Genomic DNA, 23,314 nt, shown 5'->3' with positions numbered 1-23,314 from the left:
TTGACTTAAGAAATTTCCAACGCCTAAAAGGCCGCATAGCTATTGGGACTTGGGATGCGTTGGGTTTCTTTTTCCGCAAGTACAGTCGCGGTCATTTTAGGTACAATATCGTACGCAAATGGCCAGGAACTTGATGATGCTGACGGGTTCGTTCTCGACGAGATCGTCATCGAAGGCGGCAAGATTGACCGCGCTTATGAGGACACCTTCGGCAGCGTAGGCGTCATCGGAGGCGACGCAATCGAAGCGCAGGGCATCGACGATCTTCGCGAGGGGTTCAGTCTGCTTGGCAATGTGCGCTGGAACGAAGGCAATCGAGGCAATGCCGGCTTCTCTATTCGGGGTGTCAATTCCGACGGCCTAACCGAGCCGCAGAACAACAATCCCGTCACTGCAGTCATCATAGACGGCGCCACGCAATCGCTTGAAGCGACGCGGCGTGGCTCTCGCGGGATCTGGGATGTTGAACAGGTTGAAGTGTTTCGTGGGCCCCAATCCGCAATCCAGGGGCGTGCGGCCCTGGCAGGCGCGGTGATCGTCTCGACACGCGATCCGACGTTTGAGTGGGAGGCAGCCGCCCAAGGCACTCTGGGCACGCTCGACCAGCGTGACGGCGCCTTTTACCTGTCGGGACCGATCATTGATGATCAGGTTGCGTTCCGCGTGAGCGGTGAATGGCGCAACCGCACCAACGGCATCACGTACAACTCGCCCTTTGCGCAAGAGTTCGAGGACGATGAGTTCTACTCGCTTCGCGGCAAGGTCTTGATCGAACCGTCCGAAATCCCCGGGCTGTCTTTGCTGTTCACTGCCGTGCAGACCTTCGACCGACCCGCAGTCAACTCGGTGAACATCAATCCTGCCATTCCAGGCAATGACTCCTTTTTTGATCGCCGCTTTTCGGTAACCGCGTTCTCGACAGTCGAGGTCTATGAGGCGACAAACCGGAACTTCATCCTTGAAGGTAGTTATGAGTTCAGCCCGACGCTAACGCTGCGATCATTGAGCTCTTTTGTCCTTTCGGACACGGAGATTTCAACGCCCCAAAGCCAGCTGTATCAGCGCAGCGAGAACCGCGAGGGGCGCGACTTCACGCAGGATTTACGTGTCGAGATCGGCGAAAGTGAAGACCGTCTATCAGGTGTCATCGGAGCTTATTATGGGCTTTTCACCTTGCCACGAGATTCGGTCGTACGTGCGGGGCCGAACGTGTTGCAAGACCTCGAGTCAGATAACGAGACCGAGCATCTGAGTATCTATGCCGATCTGCGCGTGCGCCCCTTTGAGCAGTATTCTGACGTCAGCTTCATCATCGGCGGGCGTCTGCTTCGTGAGACTGTGGTGAACGATTTTAACGACCGAGGGCCCGCCAACAACGACATTCTCGCCGAAGCCAGCTTTACGGAGTTTCTGCCGAAGCTTGGCCTTGCCTACGACATCAATGAGCTGACCACGATCTCCGCAGTCTATCAGCGCGGCTACCGTTCCGGATTTACGGGAAGCGATGCAGCCAACAACGGCGCGATCTATACGGTTGACCCTGAATACGCCGACTCGTTTGAGCTTGGCTTCAAGACCCGGTCTGACGATGGCCGCTGGAATTTTGGGGCGACGGGTTTCTTCACGCGCTACACCGATCAACAGATCGCGCAGTCGGGCACCAGACTGGTGGCAGGGGCGACCGTTCCCTTCGCGCGCACGCTTAACGCGGGCGAATCCACGAGCATCGGGCTTGAGCTCGAGGGGCAATACGATTTCGGGAACGGTCTATCGGTTTTCGGGTCGGTGGGGCTGCTTCGGACGGAGTTCGATACCCTGGTGGTCAACGGCGTGGATCTGTCCGGTAACGAGTTCCCCGAAGCTCCAAGCCTCACGGCATCGCTTGGCTTTGCCTACAACCATGATAGCGGCTTCTTCGCGACGGCTAACGCAGCCTACACGGACAGCTTTTTTTCGAACGGGTCTATCACCAACGATCCTACCCAGTTCCTGTCCCACTATTGGGTCGTCAACGCCAGCGCTGGCTTTGAACGCGATCACGTCAAAGCGACCGTGTTCGTCGATAACGTCTTTGATGAAGAGTACATCACCGGCATCACGCGCGGTGGTGCAGAAGCGTCCCTTGGGGCTGAGCGCCGCATGGGCGCCGAGGTCCGCGTATCGTTCTAACCCGACGCCATGGCCCGTGCTCATGCCCATGCTCATGGGGCGTCGGCCTTGCGTTCCTCAATCGCAGCGCATGGTCGTGCCTTGCGATCAACTAACCTACGCTTAGGCCGTACACTCAACGGCGTTGGCGATAACGGAGCAGATTGATGGATCAGTCTTCGGGCGGGCCGTTGCAGAACCTTCAGATTTTTCTCGTTCAAGGCGGACCGGCCATTTGGGCGATTGCCGCTCTGTCGGTGTTCAGCCTCGCGCTGATCCTCTGGAAGGTCTGGCAGCTTTGGCGGCTGGGCGCATGGTCAAAGCTTCGTGCGCACCGCGCCGTTCAGGAGTGGACTGACAACGAGATCCGTCAGGCGGCCCAAACAATAATGGCAGGACGCGACATTCGCTCCCGGATTGTTCGCAGCGCAATGTCAGCACGCCTAGATCGCAACGTCTCGGACGAGGCGGCCCGTGAAGAGGTCGAAGTCTTTGCTGCGGCCAGCCTTCAGGAAGCGCGTTCGGGACTGCGCGCCATGGAACTTATCGCCGCCATCGCGCCTCTTCTTGGGCTTCTTGGCACGGTGTTGGGTATGATTTCTGCTTTCCAGGCGCTCCAAGCCGAAGGTGGGCGCGCGGACCCAGCCACTCTGGCGGGCGGTATCTGGGAAGCACTTTTGACGACCGCAGCCGGTATGGCGGTGGCAATACCCGTGTCGGTCGCTCTGACATGGTTTGAAAGCGTGGTTGACCGCGTTCAATCCGATGTTGAAGGGCTGGCAACAAAGGTCTTCACGCGCGGAACAGTGCGCCGCGCGCCGGAACCAGAACGGCAAGCGGCGGAATAATGATCGCACTCGGCAAGCAGAAGCGCCGCCGCGCAATCAGCCTGACCCCCATGATCGATGTGGTGTTCTTGCTGCTTGTGTTTTTTATGCTCGCCTCGCGCTTCGGGCTCGACCACTACATCCCGCTAACCGCAAGTTCCGGAGGCACGGCGGCGTCAGAAAACAACCAGCCACGTATTGTTGATATACTTCCCGATGCGATCCGGCTGAATGGCGAACGCATTGATGAGGCCGAGCTTATCCGTGCGCTGGAAGCTCTCACCGACACGATCAACGACCCTATCGTCATCCGTGCACGGGACGAGGCGAGGCTGCAAAGGCTTGTCGATGTCGCCGAGCAGCTCGGCAGTGCGGGGTTCCAACGTCTTGTGATGGCGCAATAGCTATGAGGTTGCGGGCGCCAGATCGCAAAAGACGCGCTGAGAACTACGTGCCGATGATCAACGTGGTGTTTTTGTTGCTGATCTTCTTTTTGATGACCGCCCAAATCGCGCCACCGGACCCGTTTGAGATTGCACTTCCAGTTTCGCAGTCGGAGGCTGTCGCCGAAGGCAATGAGCCCTTGTACGTCTCAGCGGATGGTCAACTGGCCTTTGGAACAGTCACGGGCGAAGCGGTGTTCGAAGCGATTGCCGCTCGCCAGCCTTCCGGTGACGTTCTTCTGGTCCGTGCGGACGCAAATGCTGACGGCGCAACTGTTGCCGAACTAGTCCAGCGTCTGGCGCGGCTGGATACAGGTGACATCGTGCTGGTTACAGGTTCGCGATGAGGCAAACCATTGAGAAGGTCGTTTTTCTCGCACTTGCGCTCGCGATTCACGTTGCCGTATGGCTGCAATGGCCTGCAGAGGGCGTCGAAAGCGGCGGGTCTGGCGGGGACGTGTTTGTCTCCGTTGCTGCCGCCGATGGAGCCATGCAAGCCGTGATCGAGGAATGGGAGGCCGCACAAGAGGCGGCCAACGATCCCGATCCACAGCTTGAGCAAACAGTCGCCGAGCCGGAGCCGCCAGTAGAAGAGGCTGTGCAGCCGACAACTGAAGCAGAACCTCCAATCGAACCCGAGCCCGTGATCACGGACCAGCAGACAGATGTCGAGACCCCGATCGAGGAGATCGCAACCAAGTTACCATCTCAGCCAGAGGTGCGACCAAGATTGGAAAGCGTGCCGGCTCCGGTCCCTCCCCCGCCCCCTTCGGAGCGACCGCGACCGACGCCGCCAGAGCGCGCTCAACCAAGTCCGCAGCCGTCGGCGCCCGCGGTCCGGGAACAAAGAGCGGCTGGGACCGGAGGTGGAACAATTGCAGGAACTGCACAACCGCAAGAAGTGGCATCCATTGACCCCGGACAGCAGCGATCCCTGATGGCAAGTTGGGGTGGTCAGATACAGGCGCAGATCGCACGGCGCGCGAGGAGCGCTCGCGCCCAGTCCGGTCGGGTGATCGTCCAGATTGTCCTCAACCGAAACGGCCAGGTTCAACAGACCCGTGTGCTGCAGTCTTCCGGCAGCCCCGATACCGATAACGCAGCCCTCGAGGCGGTCGCTCGTGCCGGGCGATTCCCCGCAGCGCCCAACGAACTGCCTGGCGAGACCCATCGTTTTCAGCTGCCAATCAGTATCGGCGGCTAGAGCTGCTCGGATAAGTCTAAGACCTTTGCAGAAGCCCGGTACACCATCGCAGGGCGCTCTGTGGGGCGTATGGTAATTCAGCGGCATGCAGTCGTTTGCCGAGCCAAGTGTTTGACCGATTACCACAATTATATACGTCAAAGTCGTACGCTATTGTTTTCTCATATCCATCGATGGTCGCACAAATATTTGTTTGTAGGCAAAATAAATACGATTTTATCGGGCTTGATTTAGAATCTCTCCAATTCAGGCAAATAGTTGAAAAAGAAATTCAACTTCTCTTGACGATAATTATGTACGCAAATAATGTCGCAACGCTTGGGTAGGCATGCGCCATGCCCGTTTGGTTGAATGCGCAGCAATGCCCTGTTCGTGTACGCAGTTTTGAGATTTCGCAGCATGCGAGAAAATTGGCGAAGCGCCGGCCTTTTGGCCGTCGAACGGGCACAAGAACCGACGCATTCCGTCACTTGATCAGTAGGACAGTCCAACTATGGCCAACGTAACATTCTCCATCGATCCGCCGTTCGTTGTCGAAGACCCGGCGTCGACCACCTTCTTCCGGTTTTCGCTTGATGAGGCCCCTGCAGAGGGCGAGTTTGTCTCGCTGTACCTCTATGCGACTCCCAACCAGAACGGCACGATCGATGACGCCCTTACGGGGGTCGATTCAGAACTTAATCAGTTCAATCTGCTTCCCTTTTTCTTCGGCGGGGCTGACTTTGAAGGGATCGTCGATCCGACCAGCTACAACTTCGACGTTTCCGACGGACTAGATTTTTCGGTCATTGAGATACGTGTCACCGAGCAAGAGGGCTACATTGCCTTCGATGGCTTTGCCGAATTCCCGGCCATCGACGATGGCCCGAGGCAAGTTTTCTGGAACGTTATCGATAATCCTGATGATGAGCAGGCCAATACCGTCACGAACAGCTCGATAGCGTTCACCGAATTTGACAGCGACGATGAACTGCCGGTCGTCAGCATCTCGGTCGATCAGACCGTGGCCACCGAAGACGAAGGCACGATCCTCACCTTTACATTTACCACAGAGAACCTGCCCGAGGATGGGTTGCGTGTGGGTCTTGCGCTTTATCGTCCAGGCGATGACGGCGAGGACACCTATAAGTTTGGTCTGGGCGATTGGAGCTTCTTCAGTCCCGTCGTTTTCGGCAGCCTTGATGGCATCCAAGCGCCATCGGGTGGTGCACTTAATGACTCCATCGCTTTCACGATTACGAAAGAAACGGCCAGCTTCAGCATCCCGATCTTTGATGATCCGGATCGAACTGCAGATGGTTCACTGACCGACCCGGCAGGTCCCTTGCGGAACGACGACCAAGGTACGGAACAGCAGATCTGGCGGCTGGTCGACTTTGGTCAGGGTGTCATCGGCGATTTTCAGATCAAAGACGGCCAAGGTGATGTGACGATTACGCTTCAGGATACCGCACCGCTGCCGCCGAACACGACCGTTCGCGAGGACGTCGACGGCGATAAGATTTGGGACAAGATTACCGACACCACGGACGATGAAGGCGTTCTTGTGAGCCGTGTCATCGATTATGACGATGGCCGCGTTCGCGAGGAAACTTATGAAGAGGGCGTAATCGCGAGCGCCACGCTAAGTGGCCCTGACGAGGACAGCATCACGACGACCTTTGACTACGTCGAAGGCGTTCTGACGAAGACCACGCGCACAGACGTCGGTGATGACAAAATATGGTCATCCGTCGAAACCGAGTTTCAAGAAGATGGCTCAACGGTCGCCAAGAGGACGACGATATACGACGACGGCCGCGAGACCGAAGAAACCTTCACAGATGGCGTGCTGAGCGAACGCACCCGGACGGACAGCGAAACGGCCGATCTGTTTCAGTGGGATGTCTTCAGCCAATCCTTCGATGAGGCCGGAAACGTAACCGCACAAACGGTGATCCGCGATGACGGTCAGCAAACCGAGACCAGTTTCGACAATGGTGCGGTCACAACCATAAAACGTTTTGATACGGCCGACACCTTCCTTTGGGCGACTGTCGATGAGACCTTCAATGAAGATGGCAGCCGGGATACGCGGACTTTCACATTTGATGATGGGCGCATTCTCACCGAAGGGTTCGAGAACGGTATCACAACATCAGGTTCGCAGACGGATCCCCTGGATGCCTTCAGTTGGGCAAGCATCGAGTACAACTATGATGCGAGCGGCGCGGTGATTGGGCGCACAGTCACCACAGACGATGGAGACATTCGAACGTTTGGTATCGTTGACGATCTGTCGATGGTCTGAACAACCGACCTATCCGCATGACATAAGGCCACGATCCGAAGGGACCGTGGCCTTTTCCGTTGATGCGACGCAAACACATATCGAGGTTTTCCGCGCTAGGGTCTGTGTCGACCGACCATCCGCTGACCCTCCGGCGATCCCGCAAACTCAAACTTCATCGACGTGCACAACCCGCTGACCTGGGGGCCTTCCGCTCGATGACAAAGGAGCTGGTGTTGGTTATCTAGGCGAGATCGGCCCGAGCGCTTTAGATTGCCTGTTAGCGACACGCGGTCTGGCGGCATCCTTCCCAGGTGAAAGAGGTCCGGCTAGTCGCTGGAGTACGCTTTAGACATGCCATGATTGACGTCGGCCCGCACTTGGCGGTGAAGTTGTGAATTCAGCCTAGCGAGTCATTCCAACCCGACCCACCCATTCGTCTACTCAGGCGTTTATCAGCCGATATTGCTGCGCCTTGTTGCGCAAGAACGGCATGCCCTTTGACATAACCTCATCATGACTCTTGGCCACTGGGCGCCAAACGGACAGACCGTAAGCGATCTCCGGTGGCATGTTGATGAAGCTCTCCATTGCGAGGCCACCTGAGAAGCCTATGGCAGCAAGGGTCGCGAAAATCTCGTCCCAATCACAAGTACCTTCACCGGGCGTGCCGCGATCACTCTCACTGAGGTGGATGTACCGCAGGTGCTCACGCGTATCGAGAATGCCGTTGGCCGCCCCCTTCTCCTCGATGTTCATGTGATAGGTATCGAGGTGGATGAAGATGTTGTCCGAGCCCACCTTTTCGATCATGTCGCGGGCTTGCCAACCCGTGTTGATGAGGTGGTTCTCGTAGCGGTTCACCGGCTCGACGCCGAACAGAAGACCGATGCTCTTCGCATAGGCCGCCACCGGCTCGAGCGTACGGGCTACGGCGTCAAGCTCCGCCTCTGTTGGTGGCAGACCCGAGCGTTGACCGATCCCGCCATAGGTGACGCCTGAAAGCGCTTCGGCGCCGAGCGCTTTGGTCTTGTCGAGAGCCAGCTTCAAATAGACAATCGCACCATTAACGTCGTTGGTCGGCCATTGCGCCTCGGGCAAACCCAGTGAGCAAATCGCACGAAGATTGTTGGCTTCAAGCAAGGCACGGGTGTGTTGCGTATCGATTTGCTCGGGTTGCAGCATTGGAATTTCGATGAAATCGACCCCGTAGTGAGACGCCCCGGCCACCGCGCGCTCTGCGCCCTCACGGTCCCAGTTCATGGTCCACATGCTGGTATGAACGCCAAAACCTTCCATGGTGGTTCTCCTCCAAAAGCGGCTCAGCCAGCCGCTTCGTGCTCAGCAGCGTGCGCCATATCATTGCCGCCAACAATCGCGCTGACGACCTCTGCCATGCTGGTTTCGCTGGTTTTCAGGTTTGCCGTCGCAACCCCTTGCCGCAAGACGACGATGCGGTCCGTTACCCCCAGCACATCGTTGAGACGGTGCGAAATCAAGATCACCGAGATACCTTGTGTTTTGAGGCGCCGGATCAGGTCAAGGACGCTCTGCACCTCACGCACCGCCAGCGCGGCCGTCGGTTCATCCATGATCACCAGTTTGGGATCGAAGGTCAGAGCGCGTGCGATGGCAACCGTTTGCTGCTGTCCCCCTGAGAACGAGCCCACAGGTCGGTTGATCGATGGCAAGTGCGCGCCCAGCCGATCGATCATATCCTGAGCTTTTTTGTCCATCGTCCTTTTATCGACCATACCAGGGATGACGCCTAGGAAGCGCCGAACCGGCTCTCGACCGAGGAAGATGTTGCTGGCCACGTCCTGCTGCTTGGCGAGCGCAAGGTCCTGGTAAATCATCTCGATCCCCAACGCACGGCGCTGGCCGGGGTCCAGATGCAGGATCGACTGACCATCGAGTTCGATATCGCCATCATCGGCGCGGTACATGCCAGTGATCGTTTTCATGAGCGTGGATTTACCCGCTCCATTATCGCCGACCAAACCGATCACTTCGCCTTCCCCGACGGTGAGGTCGACGCCATGCAGCACGTCAACAGCACCAAAACTCTTGCGGATCGCCTTCAAAGTCAGAACGCTCATACGCGCGTCTCCCGGCGGGACTGATACTGGTCGATAAACACCGCCAGGATGAGCACCGCGCCGATGGCCATCTGCTGATAGTAAGACTGTACGGCCAGCAGATTCAGCCCGTTTTGCAAGACACCCATGATCAAGGCACCGACCAGCGTGCCGAGGATCGATCCCCTGCCACCGAACAGATTGGTGCCGCCGATAATTGCGGCGGTGATCGCGGTCAGCTCATACGTCAGGCCAGCGGTTGGATCACCGGCATTGATCCGGGCCATGAACAGCATGCCTGCAAGACCTGCCAGCGCACCCGATAGCGTGTACAGGATCACCCGGTGGCGCTCGACCTTAATGCCAGCAGTGCGTACGGCCGTTTCATTGTCACCGATCGCCAGCGTGTAGCGGCCGAAGCGCGTGTAAGCGAGGATGTAGTGGCAAGCGAGGGCCGTTGCGATGAGAATGAACACCGGCATGGGAACACCGAAAGGTCGCCCCTGACCGAGGTATACCAACTCGGCGGGCAATCCGTAGATCACTCGGCCATCGGAGATCACCAAGGCGAGCCCGCGGGCCAGCCCTAACATGCCCAGTGTTACGATGAAGGCGGGTACACCGGCGCGTGTGACAAGCCAGCCATTGACGAAGCCTGCAGCAGCGCCTGCGGCAAGGCAACCCAACACACCGAAACCCGCAGGCGCGCCTATGGTAACGGCAACATAGGCACCGACAACGCCTGATAAGCCCATGACCGAGCCAAGCGACAGGTCGAGGCCACCTGAGCTGATGACAAAGGTCGCAGCGATGGCCAGAACGCCGATGGTTGCTGTGGCGAGCAGGATGTTCAGGAAGTTGCTGACCGACAGAAAAAACGGCGACAACACCGTCATGATGACGCACAAACCAACCAACACGACAAGTGACTCAAGTCGCAAATGCAAACGCTCTTGTGAAGCCGCTTGCGCCCGTCTCCATAGGCCAGGCTGCGCCGCCGCACGCTTCGTGTTTGCCGCTTCAACTGACATCAGGCCCTCATGGGAAAGCTATGTGTGATGGGGAGATTGATGCGGCACGCCCACACGGGGCGCGCCGCAACAAGCCGGCGCCGCCAGAAGGAACCGCGCGCTAGTGTTTATTTCACGAACTCGAGCATCGGCTCAGTGCCCGCTTCCAGCACCTCTTGGGTCAACACCATGGTTGGCACCTGAATGAAGCCCGGCACCTCCTCGCCAGCAAGCACCTTGGCGACGTTCTCAACCGCTTGCAGGCCTACCAGATAAGGCAACTGTGCCACCGAGGCGGTCAGACGACCGTCATTGATCGACCGGACCGCATCTGAGTTTCCATCAACACCAACGATGACAACCTCGCCACCCCGGCCGCCTGCAAAGACGCTTTCAACGGCGCCAAGTGCCATGCCGTCGTTCGCAGCAAAAATGCCGACCAGATCAGGGTGACGGATGAGAATATCGTTGGTGATCGTGGCGGCCTTGCCGCGATCCCAGTCGCCGGGCAGCGATGCCACGATTTCAAGGCCCGGTGCCAACTCTGCCAGGCGCTCACCGAACCCGGTGACGCGCGCTTGGCCGGTAACGTTGCCGGACAGCCCTTCAATAATCAGCACCGGCCCCGTTGCGTCTGAGCCAAGTTGCTCGGCCATGTATTCCGCACCCTGAGCGCCTGCGGCCAAATTGTCGGAACCGATCCGGAAGGCGATTTCAATGCCCTCGGCTTCAAGGATGGACGGATCAAGATTACCATCAAGATCGACCACCGGAATGCCGGAGTCCTGCGCCGCGCTGAGGCAAGGGAGCAGGTTGGTCGAGTTTATAGCGGCTGTGATCATCGCGACCGGCTCGCGCTGAAGCATGGTGTTGCAGACATTCAGCTGCTGCTCGGCGGCCTGATCGCTTTCCACTGCCTGTATAAAGTACTCCACTCCTGCGGATTGCGCACCGTCTTCAACGCCGGTGCCCATTGCGCCCCAGAAGGGGTTGGCCAGCGTTTTCATCAAAACGCCGTACTCTCCGTCTTGGGCCATCGCAGCCGGCGCAGCCAGTACACCGATTGCGGCGACCGTGCCGATCAGGGCGCGCTTGAGAGTTCCTGTCATGGTGACCATTGGTTTCCTCCTTGTGGTCTTGCCCGCTTTTTTGCGGGCTTATTGGACTGGTAGATTGTTAGTTGAGACTAGGCCGGTCAGCTGATCCTCCGCGCTCGGCGAGGGCCAGCCGCTTGCACTGCAATCAACGATTCACGCGCTGTCAGAGCACACGGTTCCAGCCGAGAGATAGACGCGCCCGTTTGTCCTTCCACGCGGGCAAGAAGTCGTTCAAACGCGATGTCAGCTAGCCGGTCTAAGGGTTGAACCACCGCCGTCACCGATGGGTAGGTAACGCGCATCCATTCGGCATCATCGAACCCGACCAGTGAAACATCGTCTGGGCAGCGGATGCCGCGCCGTCGAAACTCCGCCAGTGCCAAAAGCGTGCCCTTTTGAAACAAGGAGAAGACAGCCGTCGGCTGTTGCCGATCGAGATAGTCCGACAGACGCCCGCGCGAACTGTCGGTCCGCTCATCGATCATCAGTGAGTCGACACGCATGTCCGGCGCGAGGGACCCAGCTTCCTTGGTAAAGGCACCGGCGCGGGCGCGTACATTGCGGGAGACTTCATTGAGGCCGATCAGCAGCACATGCCTATGGCCTTTTTCAGCGAGGAGCCTGGCGACTTGCGCGCTAGCGCCCGCATTGTCGACGCCAATGGTGTCATAGACGTCATCCGAAATGACGCGGTCGACGAGGGCACCGGTCAGGCCGAGCGCTTTCATCCGCTGAACCCCGGCCCCACGTTCGCTGCGCACCGGCGCAAGCAGGGTTCCCGAGACTTTCAGGACGTGCATGCGTTCGACAAGCTGCGCCTCACGCTCTTCGGATTCATGGCTGGATGCAATCGATAGGCTGTAGCCAGCCCTTTCAGCGAGAAGCTCGACGCGCGCGGCGATCCGGCCAAAAAACTCACTCTCAAGATCTGGAACGATCAGCCCAAGAATACGGCGGCGTGATTGGCGCAAGCCGGCAGCGAGTGGGTCCATCTGATAGCCAAGGGCTTCGACTGCAGCCTTCACCTTTTCGACATTGGCGGATTTGACGGTGGAAGCGCCGCGCAAGACCTTAGAGACCGTCGCAGCTGACACACTGGCGGTGCGCGCAACGTCATGAATGGAGGCTCGTTTCGGCTCGTTTATGGACACAGTCCTGGCCCTTTGGCTCTTCTTGTCCATCAAAATGAACCGATTTACTTTTGTTTGTAAACCGATTTATTCTGCACAGCCGTAACGAGAGGCGCCTCACAGAGTGGCGCACAAGGTGATCAGCTGATGACGCAAACCGAAAGACCGCTGGTGATCGCCGCGCCCGAGCCGCGCACCTTGGAACTGATTTTCAGCACCGAGTACCTGGCCTCGCTTCACGACCGATATGAGGTGGTTGAGGTATCTGAGACCGAGATTGTCTCGCTCGACCCTCAAGTGCTTGCGAAAGCACGCTATATCATCGGGCAGCCGCCGCTTAGCAAACAAACGCTAGCGCGTATGGAAGCACTGCGCTGCGTCTTCAATGTTGAATCCAACCTGTTGGACAACATGCCCTACGATGATGCTTTCGCGCGTGGCATACACGTGGTGACAACAGGTGCCGTGTTTGCCGAACCAGTCGCGGAGATGGGCTTGGCGCTTGCGCTCAACCTCGCCCGTACAGTGATCGACGCAGACAATGCCTTCCGTGCGGGCACCGAGCTTTGGGGCGGCGATGGCAACGCATCTGCGCGGCTGATGAGTGGTTCCACCATTGGCATCATCGGCTTCGGCGATCTGGGACGCGCGCTGGCCCGTCTGCTGGGAGGATTCCGTGCCGATATCGCCGTTTACGACCCGTGGTTGCCTGACGCCGTATTGGCGGACGCGGGGGTCCGCGCGGCGAGCTTGGAGGCGGTGCTGACGCGAAGTGATACCGTATTTGTGGTCGCCGCGGTGACAACCCAAAACCGTGGCTTTCTTGACGCAAGCAGCTTTGCCAGCATGCGGCGTGGTGCGGCGTTCATCCTTCTCAGCCGAGCGGATGTGGTAGACTTTGATGCCCTGATGGATGCGGTAGCATCGGGCCACATTGTTGCCGCCAGCGATGTTTTTCCCCAGGAGCCCCTCCCAGCGAACCATCGCGTGCGGTCTTTGCCGGGTTTCATTCGCTCAGCCCATCGCGCAGGCGCCCTCGACCTCGCGTTCAAGCGCATGGGTGAGATGGTGCTGGACGATATGGAACTGATCGACAAGAATTTACCACCGATCCGCTGCAAGCGCGCTGAACGCGAGACGGTCTCGCGGATGCGCTCCGCACCCGTCACCCATAATTGAGGTGCTTCGGGTATCGATTAGCTCAAACTAGTGAAGCGGTTGGCTGTTTGCGCTCAAACACAACTGTCCGGCCTGGACAAATAAGCCTACGCGCTCAGCCCGCGTGAAAAGATCTGGCTTGTGGGCAGAAATGAAGACGAACCGGAAGTGGTAGTTTCGCGGCTGCTAGTCCCAGCCCGTATCGTTGCTGTTGCCGATCTTGAGAGTATGGAATGGCGTTTGATGCTCTGGCATAATCTGGGGCGGCTTGCCTCCCCTGCCCCAAACCTCAAGATAAAGAGTTCACAAAACGCCCATTCGCGTATCCCAACAGCTGCCGATATATCAACAACTCTGGCAAAACGACCGCCAATCACGGCAGCTCGGATTTGAACGTCCAGTTCGTCAACGCAGCCTGGGTATCGCTGTGCACTTGGAACCACGCACGAATGCAGACCCGTACGCGACCAGTAAGTGCGGACGCCACAGCTGACCCCGCTGACTATTTCATTCAGCACACCCGCTTGAAGAACACATCAAGAACATGTATCTTGTTCTGGATTTGTACCAGTGAGTCGGTTTTGGGGCTGATCACTGCCTAATTTGCAAAAAGGGTCTTTGCGATGCTGACGCCAAAGCAATACGAATTGCTCATGTTCATTCATGAGCGCCTTCGCGAAAGCGGTGTTCCACCATCTTTCGACGAGATGAAAGACGCTTTGGACCTTAAGTCAAAGTCGGGCATTCACCGATTGATCACGGCGCTGGAGGAACGTGGCTTTATCCGTCGCTTGCCAAACCGTGCGCGCGCAATGGAAGTCATTCGGTTGCCTGAATTGCACAATCCCAGCATCGGTGGGCGCACGCGCGGGTTCACGCCGAGCGTTATTCAGGGTTCTGGCGGTCAGGCCTCCGAAAAGCCAGCCGTCGCCAAGGATGTTCAAGGTGGCGAAAGCGTGTCGATTCCGGTTATGGGCCGGATCGCGGCTGGTACGCCGATATCAGCAATCCAGAACCATAGCCATTCGGTTTCGATTCCTGCGGAACTCATAGCGGGCGGCGAGCATTTTGCCCTTGAAGTGCGGGGCGATTCGATGATCGAGGCTGGTATTTTCGACGGCGATACCGTGTTGATTAGACGCTCTGACAATGCCGACAATGGCGAGATCGTAGTGGCGTTGGTCGACGAGGAAGAGGCAACTCTCAAGAGGTTGCGCAAACGTGGGGCGTCGGTCGCGCTTGAGGCAGCTAACCCGAGCTATGAGACCCGGATATTCGGTCCAGATCGCGTCAAGATTCAGGGTAAGTTGGTGGCGCTGTTCCGCCGATATTAGGCTGTTTTAGCGCACGTTTTCGCAGCCTGCCCGCAGCACTTGTCAGGTGCCTACGTCCGCTGTACTTGCGGCCTTAACGTCCGCAAGCACTCTGGCGTAGTCAGAATATTCAACCCGGTTGTTACGCCGAGCTAGTACCTGTTACCTGGTGCTTCGGACATTTTTGCACGCGTGCCAGACGCGACCCATGCGGAAGGCCGCCAGCGTCTCTCTACTGCTCGAACTCAACCATGATCTCGTCGACCGCGAGGCTTTGACCGGCCTCGACATGAACAGCTTTGACGATTGCGTCGCGCTCGGCCCGCAAGACGTTTTCCATCTTCATGGCTTCTACGACGGCGAGCTGTTGCCCGGCCTGGACCTGATCACCTTCGCTAACACTCATAGAGACAACAAGCCCCGGCATGGGACACAAAAGATACTGCGAGGTGTCCGGGGCGACCTTCTCTGGCATGAGGGCGGCCAGAGGCGCTAAATGTGGCCGCACCACCTGTACATCCAAGCGAACACCGCGCCGTTCGATAGTCAGCTTGTGCCCGTGACGCTTGACCCGCGCGGCCACAGTCTTTCCAGAGACAGTCCCGAGCCACAAACCATCATCGGGTTTCCAGTCCGATTCAATGGAGGTGGCGATGCCGTTAATGTTGGCCGTGATTTTAAGCGGCGGCAGGGCATCTCCCTCTACGGCGCTGACATCCACGGCGTCGCCTTGCAACAAGACCCGCCAATTGGCGTCCACGGGAGCAAGGTTGGGGCGTAGTCTCCCGGTGAGATGATCGAGGCGCCTCTGGTGCACAAGTTCTATCGCAAGCGCGACGGCTGCAAATGTCGATCGCTCTTCGGCTCCGGGCTCCGGTGTAAGGAAGCCGTCGGGAAATTCTTCGGCGATAAAGTTGGTGGTCAGCTCGCCCGCTTTCCACCGCGGGTGCGCCATCAGGGCTGAAAGGAAACCGAGATTGTGTTCAATTCCCTTGATTTCGAAGCGGTCAAGGGCATCCTCCATTGCGGCAATGGCGGACGAACGATCGCTAGCATGTGTCACAAGTTTTGCGATCATCGGGTCATAGAACATCGAGATTTCCGAGCCTTCGACCACACCGGTGTCGACACGGACCATCTCGCCACCGTGCATGCCTTCGGGCGGCGGACGGTAGCGGGTCAGACGGCCTATTGAGGGAAGAAAGCCGCGTGCCGGGTCTTCGGCGTACACACGCGACTCAACCGACCAACCGTTGATGGAAATATCATCTTGTTTGAGTTCAAGCTGCTGCCCGGCTGCAGATCGGATCATTTGCTCCACCAGATCGACGCCGGTGATCAATTCCGTTACCGGATGCTCGACTTGCAGCCTGGTGTTCATCTCCAGAAAGTAGAAGCTCTTGTCCTGACCAACAACAAACTCGACAGTGCCAGCGGAATCGTAATCGACCGCCTTGGCCAAAGCCACAGCCTGCTCCCCCATCTTGGCGCGCGTTTGGGGGTCCAAAAGCGGCGACGGCGCTTCTTCAATAACCTTCTGGTTTCGCCGCTGGATGGAGCACTCACGTTCAGCGAGATAAACGCAGTTGCCGTGTTTGTCGCCGAGAACCTGGATCTCGATGTGACGTGGGTTCTCGATAAACTTCTCAACAAAGAGCCGATCGTCTCCAAATGACGACGCCGCCTCAGACTTCGAACGCTCAAACCCTTCGCGTACCTCATCGTCCGAATAGGCGATGCGCATGCCCTTGCCGCCACCGCCGGCCGATGCCTTGATCATGACCGGATAGCCGATTTCACCGGCAATGCGCACAGCCTCATCGGGGCTCTCAAGAATGCCTAGATAACCGGGCACAGTCGAAACGCCGGCATCGGATGCGACCTTCTTGGAGGTTATTTTATCGCCCATTGCCTCAATCGCCCCAACATTAGGGCCAACAAAAGCGATACCTGCCTCCTTCAGTTTACCCGCAAAACTTGGCCGCTCGGACAGGAAGCCATAGCCGGGATGTACGGCATCGGCACCGGTCTTGCGGCAAGCCTCGATGATGACATCTTCAAGCAAGTAGGACTGTGCAGCGGGCGGCGGGCCAATCAACACCGCTTCATCAGCCATGCGCACATGCAGTGCATAGCTATCTGCTTCAGAATGGACCGCAACGGTTCGAATTCCCATCGCACGTGCGGTCTTGATGACGCGGCAGGCGATTTCGCCGCGGTTGGCAATCAAAAGAGCGTTGAACAAGTAAGCCCACCCCAGCTAGATGAATCGTCCTTTCCTACGGCAGTGCACAAAAGCCGGCAACTTGACCGAAAGGTGATGGCATGGCGCTCGATCTACGAGCTTTTAAACGCCCGCCCAAGTTGACGCGCGAGCGGCTTGTTTGGATCGATCGCGCACGTGGCGCTGCGCTGGTTGCCATGATCATCTATCACGCTTTCTGGGATGCCCTCTTTCTGGGTGTTTGGGCCTGGTCTCCCCAGCGAGATGCGCTCCTTGGCGTGATCGCTCCGTTCATCGCCGGCTCGTTTCTCGCCATCAGCGGCCTGTCGATTGCCCTCGCCGATCGTGCCTGTGACGGACCACTGATCACCAATCATCGCTTTCTTCGGCGCATGGTGTTTCTGGCGAGCGCTGCTGCCTTGATCACAATCGTCACGCTGTTTGCGCTGCCCCAAGCACCGATCTATTTCGGTGTTCTGCATCATATCTTCGTCGCCAGTATTCTGCTGGCTCTGCTTGTTGGGGCTCATCCCTTTTTTACTTTGAGCGTCGGTGCGGTCGTTCTGATCGTTCACGAGGCGGTTGCGCTTGAAGCGTTTAACACCCCCGCCCTTATCTGGATCGGGCTCGGAACCCGCGCGCCAGTGACAGCGGATTGGGTACCGATGATGCCGTGGCTCGCCGTTGGGTGCATCGCGTGCGCTCTGGGCCGGGCTTGGCTTTTGCCGTGGCTGGCAAGCCGGCCAACTGCCACCGCCGATATTTCAAGCTGGCCCACTTACGATGTGCTCAGTTGGATGGGTAGGCATAGTCTGGCGATCTATCTCATCCACCAACCCATCCTGATCGGACTTCTGACCCTCGTCGGTCAGCTGCATCCCGCCCCGCTAGCATGACGCGAGACATGGCCACGTCGCTTCTGATGGTGGCCTAGAGTGGAATGTTGTCGTGCTTCTTCCAGGGGATGTCGACAGCTTTCGACTTCAGGAGGCGCAAACCACGCGCAACCCTGCGTCTGGTCGAGTGCGGCAGAATCACGTCATCGATAAAGCCGCGCTCGGCAGCCACAAACGGGTTCGCAAAGCGATCTTCATAGTCCGCGATGCGCCCCGCGACTTTTTCAGGATCGTCCAATTCATGCCGGTAGAGAATCTCGGCGGCACCCTTGGAGCCCATCACCGCGATTTCAGCCGAAGGCCATGCGTACGTTATATCGCCACCGATGTGCTTCGACGACATAACCACGTAGGCGCCGCCGTAGGATTTGCGGGTGATGACCGTGATCTTCGGCACTGTCGCTTCGGCAAAAGCGTAGAGCAGTTTGGCACCATGCTTGATGAGACCGCCATATTCCTGCGCGGTGCCGGGCAGGAAACCCGGAACGTCGACGAACGTCACAAGCGGGATGTTGAAACAGTCGCAGAACCGAACAAAGCGGCCAGCCTTTCGGGAGGCGTCTGAATCGAGGACACCTGCCAACACCATGGGCTGATTGGCGACAATACCGACCGGTGCGCCTTCGATGCGTCCGAAACCAGTAATGATATTCTGCGCGAACGCCCCTTGAATCTCGTAAAAATCGCCGTCGTCGAGCGTTTTAAGGACCAGCTCGCGCATGTCATAGGGCTGGTTCGGATTGGCAGGCACAAGCGTATCGAGGCTATCGTCCTGGCTTTGCACACTATCGAAGCACGGAATTTCCGGAAGCTCTGCGCTGTTCGAAGCGGGCAAGAAGTCGATCAGCCTTCGGACTTCAAGTAACGCTTCAAGGTCATTGTCAAATGCCTTGTCTGCAATGGATGATTTTGTTGTATGAATCTTAGCACCACCGAGCTCTTCAGCGGTGACCGTCTCGTTTGTCACAGTCTTCACAACATCCGGTCCGGTCACGAACATGTAGCTGGTGTCGCGAACCATGAAGATGAAATCGGTCATCGCCGGCGAATAGACATCGCCACCCGCGCACGGTCCCATAATTACGGAGATTTGTGGGATCACACCGGACGCCCGAACATTACGGTGAAACACTTCACCATAGCCCGCAAGCGCAGCCACCCCTTCCTGTATTCGCGCGCCACCCGCGTCGAACAGGCCGATAATCGGCGCGCGATTGCGCAGCGCCATATCCTGGATCTTTATCATCTTCTCGGCGTGCGCTTCCGACAACGACCCACCGAATACGGTGAAGTCTTTGGCAAAAACATAAACGACCCGGCCGTTGATCGTACCCCAACCGGTCACGACCCCGTCGCCCGAATAGCGTGTCTCGTCCATGCCGAACTCTTTGCAGCGATGCTGCACGAACATGTCGTACTCTTCGAAGGAGCCATCATCGAGTAAGGCCCCCAGTCGCTCGCGTGCGGTGAGCTTGCCCTTCTTGTGCTGGGCGTTGATCCGCCGTTCACCACCGCCGGCTCTCGCCTCTGCGCGGCGTGTCTCCAACTCTTCGAGAACGGTCATGGGCGGTAAGCCTCCAAATGGCGAAACAACGCCTTCGCTTACCAGTTGCTGCAACGCACTCCAACCATCCGAAGGGCGGACATCACTGAGTCCGGTGGCAGGACGAGCAACAGGCCAACCCACGGTCTTCCAATTCTAGGATGCTTCGGGCGCATGGGCCGCGAGCACAAACGCCGCACAATGGAAGTCCCGCTTCCGGCCCTCGCGCAGACGTGTTGCCTCGTCGTCTTCACCCCACTGTCGTCGGTTCCAGTCCTCATCGACGTGCGCGGCGGCCCACGCCTCATCGGAGGTGATAGTTCCACTGGCCAAGCGTAGGCCTAACACCGCAGAACCGGTAAGCGTGGTCGCCAGGCTCAGCGCTGCAAGGACTTCAGCAGTTGCGGCAATTGTCCGAACGGCACTGCCGTAGGCATCCAGCGCCCCGGGAGACTGCTCGGCGGGCATGACACCTTGGGCTAAGTTCAGTTGAACGCCGTACACCTTATCGATCCAAGTGAGATGCGGGTCCCAGTGCTCGGCCTGGATAGCGACAAGCCCCTCAGGCCGGTCAGCACGATAGCACAGCAGGTCAGAGCCGGCATAGGAGACAAGGTCATCTACGATCTCGTCACGGCGTGCCTCGACCCGGTCAATTGCCACGTTGATCAGGCGGGTCAGCGGCAACGTCAGCGGATCAAGCCGCTCTCCAACGTTGCGCCACTCGATGGCGAGCTGCTCGGCCACGGCGAGATTGGCCGATCCCAGCGGTTTACGTCCGGGAGTGCGCGCGGGACGGCCATCTAGCTGAATTTCATAAAAACCGCCGGACTCTGAGAGCGCAACATCCGACCAGAACCGCTTCGGCAGCTCTGGCCGCATTCCGCGTTGCGCAGAACGCATAGGTTCCTCTGCATGGCCGTCGAAGATCGCATCGAACGGGGAAGTCGTATCACTCATTGTCGGCCTTCGAACTGCGCTGACTGTTTGCCTCAACAACTGCTTCAAGATTTGCGTTGAGCCTGCGCAGCTCGATAATCAACTCGTCCATTTGCCGCGCTTGTGCCGTCGGTCGCTGACCTGGTCCAACAACGCCCAGCGCGTGCAACCCGCGACGCCCTGCCCAAACAGCGAGCGCCAACAGCGCAATCAGAGCGCCCAGAGCAGCCCAAAGGATCAGTTCATTGTCCACACATCTATCCTAGCAGCCAACGCCCTAGCTGTCCCAATCGTCATCCTGACCGTTGTCGTCCGCCGAAAGCCCGAGAAGATTCCAGCTTTGCTGCATATGCGGCGGCAGAGGCGCTGTGACGTCCAACAGTCCGCCCTTCGGATGCGGGATAACAAGGCGACGCGCGTGTAAATGCAACCGCTTTTGAATGCCACCTGGTATTTCCCAGTTCTCAACGTCAAAGTATTTGGGATCACCAATAATCGGGTGGCCGATGTGATTGCAGTGAGCACGCAACTGGTGCGTTCGTCCGGTGATCGGACGTAAGCTCAGCCATGTGAGCCGTTGTCCCGCTGTTTCAATAACGTTGTAAAGGGTGAGCGCGTGGTCCGCGCCGGCCTCGCCGTGCCGCGCAATCCGCATCCGATCATTGCCGTCGTCGCCGCTTCCCTTAACAAGATGATTTGAGATGCGTCCTTGCCTCGGCTTCGGCACGCCTCGAACCAAAGCCCAGTAGATCTTACGCGTTGCCCGGCCACGGAAGGATGCGGCCATCGCAGTCGCTGCCGCCTTCGTTTTCGCGATGGCCAGCACTCCACTGGTATCGCGATCGAGGCGATGGACCAGCCGCGGCTTGCGCCCTAGCCTGTCCCTTAAGGCCTCAAGCATACCGTCCACATGCCGGTTCAAGCCCGAGCCTCCCTGAACGGCCAGGCCAAATGGCTTGTTCAAGATCAGACAGGCGTCATCTTCAAACAGCGTCAATCGTTTTAGTTCGGACAGGGTGTCGGTCTGTTGCGGCGCTATTGAATTCGAAGGACGCTCCACCATCGCATCTGCGCCCAGAGGAGGAACCCGGATCAGTTGCCCTGCTGCCAGCCGACTGTTCGATTTGGCGCGGCCGCCATCAATGCGGATAGAGCCTTTGCGCAAAAGCTTGTTCAACGCTCCGAAGGCAAGGCCAGGATAGTGCTCACGGAACCAGCGGTCGAGCCGCATACCCGCTTCGTCCTGGCTTACCTGCCGCTGCTCGACGCCGCTCATGCCCACACCTGGCGAGCGATTGTCAACCCCACGATGAGTGCCCCAATAGCAAGGCCCACACTAAGCGCAACATAAGCGACCGCTGAGCCTATTGCTCCGTTCTCCCATAGCCGGACCGCATCAAGCGAGAACGCAGAAAAGGTTGTGAAGCCGCCTAGGAGGCCCGTCGCAAGCGCAGCCCTGGCGGCTTCATGACCTTCAAGGTCAAGAAACCCTTGCAAGCCGCCAGCGCGTGCGATTAGCCAACCCGTCAGCATGCCCATCGCGAATGAACCCATAATGTTGGCCAAAAGAACGCCATAGGGGAATGCGGCGCCGAACGCGGTTTCCGACCAACGGACCAGACCATAACGCAGCAATGCGCCTGTACCGCCTCCAACAAACACCAAAAGACCAGCACCCAACGCCATCACTTGGCACCCCGTGCTTTCCCACGGGCCTCACGAAGGCCCTGCCAATAACGCAGTCTCTTGGTTATCTCACGTTCAAAACCGCGCTCTGGTGGATCGTAGAAGGACCGTCGTCCCAACTGTTCAGGAAAATAATTCTGACCGGAGAAACCCTCAGGTTGATCATGGTCGTAAAGATAGCCCGCACCACGGCCGATATCCTTCATCAGCCCAGTCGGCGCATTCAAGATCTCAGGGGGCGGCGTCAGCGACCCACCCTCGCGAGCTGCAACGCGCGCAGCCTTATAGGCGACATAGACGGCGTTTGATTTAGGAGCCGTTGCGACGTGCACCACCGCCTGCGCCAATGCCAACTCTCCCTCCGGGGTGCCCAAAGTCCTGAAGGCGTCGCGCGCCGCTACACAGACTGTAAGCGCCTGTGGGTCAGCCATGCCGATATCTTCGCTTGCCATCCGGATCAGTCGTCGAGCGAGAAACAACGGGTCTTCGCCGCCCTCCAACATGCGGGCAAACCAATAAAGCGCGGCATCAGGGTCAGAGCCGCGTACCGATTTATGCAAGGCAGAAATCAGGTCATAGTGGCCGTCACGATCCTTATCGTAACGCGCCAAGACCGTTCCCAGACGCGCTGCGACGGCTTCGGCTGTGAAAGACTTCTTCTCTGGGGGTTGGCCAGCAGCGACTGCCTCAACAAGGGCGATTGCGCGGCGGCCATCACCATCGGCGCGCGCGGCAATCAGTCGGCGAGCTTCCTCGCCGACAAGGCTTGCAAGCTCAAAAATGTCGAGCGCCCGCTGGATCAACACCAACAGACTATCCGCGCCCAATGGCTCGAGTATCAGCACCTCACAGCGGGATAAAAGCGCGGGGTTCAGCTCAAACGATGGATTTTCGGTCGTAGCGCCAATCAAGGTGATTGTGCCGTCTTCCATGACAGGCAAAAAACTGTCGAGCTGCGCCTTGTTGAAGCGGTGGATCTCATCGACGAACAGAACCGTCCGGCGACCCGTGCTGGCTGCCACGCGCGCCGCCTCGAACTCTGACTTCAGGTCTTTGACCCCGCTCGTCAAAGCCGAGAGCTGGCGAAAGCGAGGTTTCTCGCCCATGAGGTCCGTGATCAACCGTGACAGGGTTGTTTTGCCCGTGCCTGGGGGTCCCCAAAAGATGAGTGAAGGTAAGCCCGCACCAGCCTCAATCGCTGCGGCCAAGCGGCGAAGCGCTCCGTCCTTGGCGAGCAAATGGTCTTGGCCGACGACGGCCTCAAGGGTCTTGGGGCGCAAGCGTTCGGCGAGTGGCACGGTTGTGCCACGCACGGCAGGGTCCTCTTCGGTCCTAGAAGTCGGATCCTC

Annotated in this window: 21 protein-coding genes; 9 read left to right on the top strand and 12 right to left on the bottom strand. The window is 58.2% G+C overall.

Translation table 11 applies throughout. The annotated features are described in order from the left end of the window. Window positions 1-54 precede the first annotated feature (54 nt). From AAF739_12635 to AAF739_12610, 6 genes are all read left to right on the top strand, one after another. Window positions 55-2,169, top strand: coding sequence for a TonB-dependent receptor (locus tag AAF739_12635; GenBank protein ID MEM6383515.1), 2,115 nt, complete (start codon window positions 55-57; stop codon window positions 2,167-2,169). Between the two features lie 146 nt (window positions 2,170-2,315). After that, window positions 2,316-2,996, top strand: coding sequence for a MotA/TolQ/ExbB proton channel family protein (locus AAF739_12630; protein ID MEM6383514.1), 681 nt, complete (start codon window positions 2,316-2,318; stop codon window positions 2,994-2,996). Next, entirely contained in the window at window positions 2,996-3,379 is a 384-nt protein-coding gene (locus tag AAF739_12625; protein MEM6383513.1) for a biopolymer transporter ExbD, read from the top strand. The genes AAF739_12630 and AAF739_12625 overlap by 1 nt, the downstream gene beginning before the upstream one ends. A 2-nt stretch (window positions 3,380-3,381) precedes the next feature. Next, window positions 3,382-3,765: a biopolymer transporter ExbD gene (locus AAF739_12620; protein MEM6383512.1), complete on the top strand. Its 384-nt coding sequence runs from the start codon at window positions 3,382-3,384 to the stop codon at window positions 3,763-3,765. Then, on the top strand, window positions 3,762-4,622 hold the full coding sequence (locus AAF739_12615; protein MEM6383511.1) for a TonB family protein: 861 nt from the start codon (window positions 3,762-3,764) through the stop codon (window positions 4,620-4,622). The genes AAF739_12620 and AAF739_12615 overlap by 4 nt, the downstream gene beginning before the upstream one ends. Window positions 4,623-5,115: 493 nt before the next feature. After that, window positions 5,116-6,912: a hypothetical protein gene (locus AAF739_12610; protein ID MEM6383510.1), complete on the top strand. Its 1,797-nt coding sequence runs from the start codon at window positions 5,116-5,118 to the stop codon at window positions 6,910-6,912. Between the two features lie 423 nt (window positions 6,913-7,335). Here AAF739_12610 and AAF739_12605 read toward each other — a convergent pair whose 3' ends face one another. The 5 genes from AAF739_12605 to AAF739_12585 all read right to left on the bottom strand — a co-directional run bounded on the left by AAF739_12605 (window position 7,336) and on the right by AAF739_12585 (window position 12,257). Next, a complete protein-coding gene (locus AAF739_12605; GenBank protein ID MEM6383509.1) occupies window positions 7,336-8,190 on the bottom strand; it encodes a sugar phosphate isomerase/epimerase in 855 nt (284 codons plus the stop codon). A 23-nt stretch (window positions 8,191-8,213) separates the two neighbouring features. Further along, window positions 8,214-8,990: an ATP-binding cassette domain-containing protein gene (locus AAF739_12600; protein ID MEM6383508.1), complete on the bottom strand. Its 777-nt coding sequence runs from the start codon at window positions 8,988-8,990 to the stop codon at window positions 8,214-8,216. Then, window positions 8,987-10,000, bottom strand: coding sequence for an ABC transporter permease (locus AAF739_12595; protein ID MEM6383507.1), 1,014 nt, complete (start codon window positions 9,998-10,000; stop codon window positions 8,987-8,989). Before AAF739_12595 ends, AAF739_12600 begins: the two co-directional genes overlap by 4 nt. A gap of 107 nt (window positions 10,001-10,107) precedes the next feature. Further along, window positions 10,108-11,097 carry a substrate-binding domain-containing protein gene (locus AAF739_12590; GenBank protein MEM6383506.1) on the bottom strand — a complete coding sequence of 330 codons (990 nt, stop codon included), beginning with the start codon at window positions 11,095-11,097 and terminating at the stop codon, window positions 10,108-10,110. 77 nt (window positions 11,098-11,174) lie between these two features. Next, on the bottom strand, window positions 11,175-12,257 hold the full coding sequence (locus AAF739_12585; protein ID MEM6383505.1) for a LacI family DNA-binding transcriptional regulator: 1,083 nt from the start codon (window positions 12,255-12,257) through the stop codon (window positions 11,175-11,177). 96 nt (window positions 12,258-12,353) lie between these two features. On the opposite strand from AAF739_12585, the gene AAF739_12580 reads away from it, so the two are divergent. Then, window positions 12,354-13,385, top strand: coding sequence for a hydroxyacid dehydrogenase (locus AAF739_12580; protein MEM6383504.1), 1,032 nt, complete (start codon window positions 12,354-12,356; stop codon window positions 13,383-13,385). Window positions 13,386-13,987: 602 nt separating this feature from the next. Next, a complete protein-coding gene (gene lexA / locus AAF739_12575) occupies window positions 13,988-14,698 on the top strand; it encodes a transcriptional repressor LexA (protein ID MEM6383503.1) in 711 nt (236 codons plus the stop codon). Between the two features lie 211 nt (window positions 14,699-14,909). On the opposite strand, the gene AAF739_12570 is transcribed toward lexA, so the two are convergent. Next, entirely contained in the window at window positions 14,910-16,922 is a 2,013-nt protein-coding gene (locus tag AAF739_12570; GenBank protein ID MEM6383502.1) for an acetyl/propionyl/methylcrotonyl-CoA carboxylase subunit alpha, read from the bottom strand. 80 nt (window positions 16,923-17,002) lie between these two features. On the opposite strand from AAF739_12570, the gene AAF739_12565 reads away from it, so the two are divergent. After that, entirely contained in the window at window positions 17,003-17,797 is a 795-nt protein-coding gene (locus AAF739_12565; GenBank protein MEM6383501.1) for a heparan-alpha-glucosaminide N-acetyltransferase, read from the top strand. 34 nt (window positions 17,798-17,831) lie between these two features. Here AAF739_12565 and AAF739_12560 read toward each other — a convergent pair whose 3' ends face one another. The 6 genes from AAF739_12560 to AAF739_12535 all read right to left on the bottom strand — a co-directional run bounded on the left by AAF739_12560 (window position 17,832) and on the right by AAF739_12535 (window position 23,278). Further along, window positions 17,832-19,361, bottom strand: coding sequence for an acyl-CoA carboxylase subunit beta (locus tag AAF739_12560; GenBank protein ID MEM6383500.1), 1,530 nt, complete (start codon window positions 19,359-19,361; stop codon window positions 17,832-17,834). Window positions 19,362-19,496: 135 nt separating this feature from the next. Further along, on the bottom strand, window positions 19,497-20,300 hold the full coding sequence (locus tag AAF739_12555; GenBank protein MEM6383499.1) for an ATP12 family protein: 804 nt from the start codon (window positions 20,298-20,300) through the stop codon (window positions 19,497-19,499). Continuing rightward, complete coding sequence (locus AAF739_12550) at window positions 20,293-20,532, bottom strand: hypothetical protein (protein MEM6383498.1); 240 nt, start codon at window positions 20,530-20,532, stop codon at window positions 20,293-20,295. Before AAF739_12550 ends, AAF739_12555 begins: the two co-directional genes overlap by 8 nt. Before the next feature lie 24 nt (window positions 20,533-20,556). Next, entirely contained in the window at window positions 20,557-21,555 is a 999-nt protein-coding gene (locus AAF739_12545; protein ID MEM6383497.1) for an RluA family pseudouridine synthase, read from the bottom strand. Continuing rightward, the gene (locus tag AAF739_12540; GenBank protein ID MEM6383496.1) at window positions 21,552-21,965 is read right to left on the bottom strand and encodes a CrcB family protein; all 414 of its coding nucleotides are present in this window, start codon (window positions 21,963-21,965) and stop codon (window positions 21,552-21,554) included. Before AAF739_12540 ends, AAF739_12545 begins: the two co-directional genes overlap by 4 nt. Next, a complete protein-coding gene (locus AAF739_12535; protein ID MEM6383495.1) occupies window positions 21,965-23,278 on the bottom strand; it encodes a replication-associated recombination protein A in 1,314 nt (437 codons plus the stop codon). Before AAF739_12535 ends, AAF739_12540 begins: the two co-directional genes overlap by 1 nt. Window positions 23,279-23,314 lie beyond the last annotated feature (36 nt).

It is taken from the genome of Pseudomonadota bacterium, from assembly GCA_039024915.1.
GTDB lineage: Bacteria > Pseudomonadota > Alphaproteobacteria > Rhizobiales > MH13 > MH13.
Note: the sequence above shows the minus strand (reverse complement) of the source record. Positions and strands in the feature narration are given on the sequence as shown.